Source organism: Sandarakinorhabdus sp. (assembly GCF_040398645.1).
Taxonomy (GTDB): domain Bacteria; phylum Pseudomonadota; class Alphaproteobacteria; order Sphingomonadales; family Sphingomonadaceae; genus Sandarakinorhabdus.
The window spans coordinates 50,140-52,069 of record NZ_JBBATR010000010.1 but is presented as its reverse complement, the minus strand read 5'-3'; the positions used below and the strand labels follow the sequence as shown (position 1 = coordinate 52,069).

Here is a 1,930-nt window from a genome sequence, read left to right as displayed (position 1 = left end):
CGATCGGCTTCACGCGGGATCAGATAGCGCAAGCCAGCCGTCTGGACGCCGCCCAGGCCGGAATTGGTGATCTGCGCCGGGAAGTTCTGATCGAACAGATTCTTCACGAACAGTGTCACCCGGAAGCGATCATCCTTTTCGACGATGCCGAACTGCAGATCAACCAGGCTGTAGGCCTGGATGACGCCAGCCGCCCGCAGGGCTGGGTTGGCGTCGAACAGGCTGAGTTGGCTGGACTGGTGCGACACGTTGCCGGCGATGGCCACGTCGATCGCGCCGCCGGTGCGATAGCGATAATCCAGGCCGATGGTGCCCTTCCAGCGCGGTGCGAAGCCGAGCGGGGTGCCCGCCGGGATCACGGCAGCGCCCGGCGGTGCCTTGAAGGCGTCAACCTGCGCATCGGTGAAGGACACGCCGCCAGCGACGTTCAGATCGCTGATCGGGCGGAACAGGAAATCGACTTCGACGCCGCGGGTGGACACATCACCAGCGTTGGTGAAGCGCGTCACCGGCACACCGGACACCAGATCGGGGTTGTTGGCCTGGAAATTGCGATACTGGGCATAGAATGCCGCCAGATTCAGCGTCAGCTTGCCGTCGAACAACGTGTTCTTCAGGCCGACTTCGAACGAGTCGGCGATTTCCGGCTCGATGACGTTGGTGCCATTGGCATTCAGATTGAAGAACGTGTTGTAGGCCGGGCCCTTGTAGCCGCGGCTGTACGAAGCGTAGCTGGTGATATCATCGCTGAAATCATATTGCAGGCCAAGCTTGCCCGACAGGTTGGTCGCATCGGTGCTGGTGCGGAACGGCACGCCATTGGTGGCGGCGGGATCACCATTGTTGGCACCATTGCTGGAGGTGGCGAACACGCCGGCATCGAAATTGCGCTGAATGCCCGGCAGGCCGGCGATGTTCGGCGTGGCCACGCGGCTGTGGAAGATCGACAGATCATCCTTGGTGAAGCGCAAGCCGACGATGGCGCGCAGGCTGTCGGTGAAGGCATAAGTGCCCTGGCCGAACACGGCATAGTTGTCGAACGTCGAACCAAAGGTGGCGGTGCCGCTGACATTTTCAGCCACAGCGCCCGGCGAACCGCAGGTCAGCAGGACCAGCGGGCTGGGCGCAGCGCCGCAGCGGGTGACGTTGCGCGTGAAGGTGCGATCGGTATCGGCGCGGCTGTAGAAGGCGCCGAGCACGTAGGTGAACGGCTTGTCGGCCGGCGAGATCAGGCGGAATTCCTGGCTGAAGGTGGTGCCGGTTTGCGGACCAAGATCATGCAGCTGGGCCTGGCCAGCGACGCCGCTGTTGATCCAGTCACCATCGCGGATTTCATTGTTGTCATAGCTGCGCCACGCGGTGATCGAGGTGAAGGTGTGATCGCCGATTTCGGCATCGATCTGCGCCGAAATGCCATAGCTTTCTTCTTCGGTGCGGGTCACGAGGTTCTGGCGGATGACGCGGGTGGCGTCGTCCTGGAAATTGATCCCGGCCAGCGCCAGCGCAGCCGCGCCCGCCGGCACGGTGCCGATCACTTCGGCGCAGCAATCATCGTTGGCCCGGCGCCAATCGCCGATCACGGTCAGCTTGACGGTTTCGGACACATCGGCTTCGATCAAGCCGCGGATGCCGAAACGTTCGTAACCATTGACGCGGCGGTTAACATTGGCGGCATCGTTGAAGATATTGCCGTCATAGGTGCCATAAAACGCCGTCCAGCGGCTGCGCACACCATCGGCAATCGGCAGATCGATGCTGCCGCGCACGCGATATTCATTGCCATTGCCAAAGAACCAGCCACCTTCGGCATAGCCGGCAATCTTGTCGCCGGGACGCTTGGTGACGATGTTTACGACCCCAGCGGACGCGTTCTTGCCGAACAGCGTGCCCTGCGGGCCGCGCAGCACTTCGATACGCTCGATATCGACCA

1 protein-coding gene is annotated in these 1,930 nt (G+C 62.2%); it reads right to left on the bottom strand.

All coding sequences use genetic code 11. The features are described 5' to 3' along the window. A partial coding sequence (locus tag ABWP50_RS04100) for a TonB-dependent receptor (RefSeq protein ID WP_353216729.1) occupies positions 1–1,930 on the bottom strand: 1,930 nt, incomplete at both ends.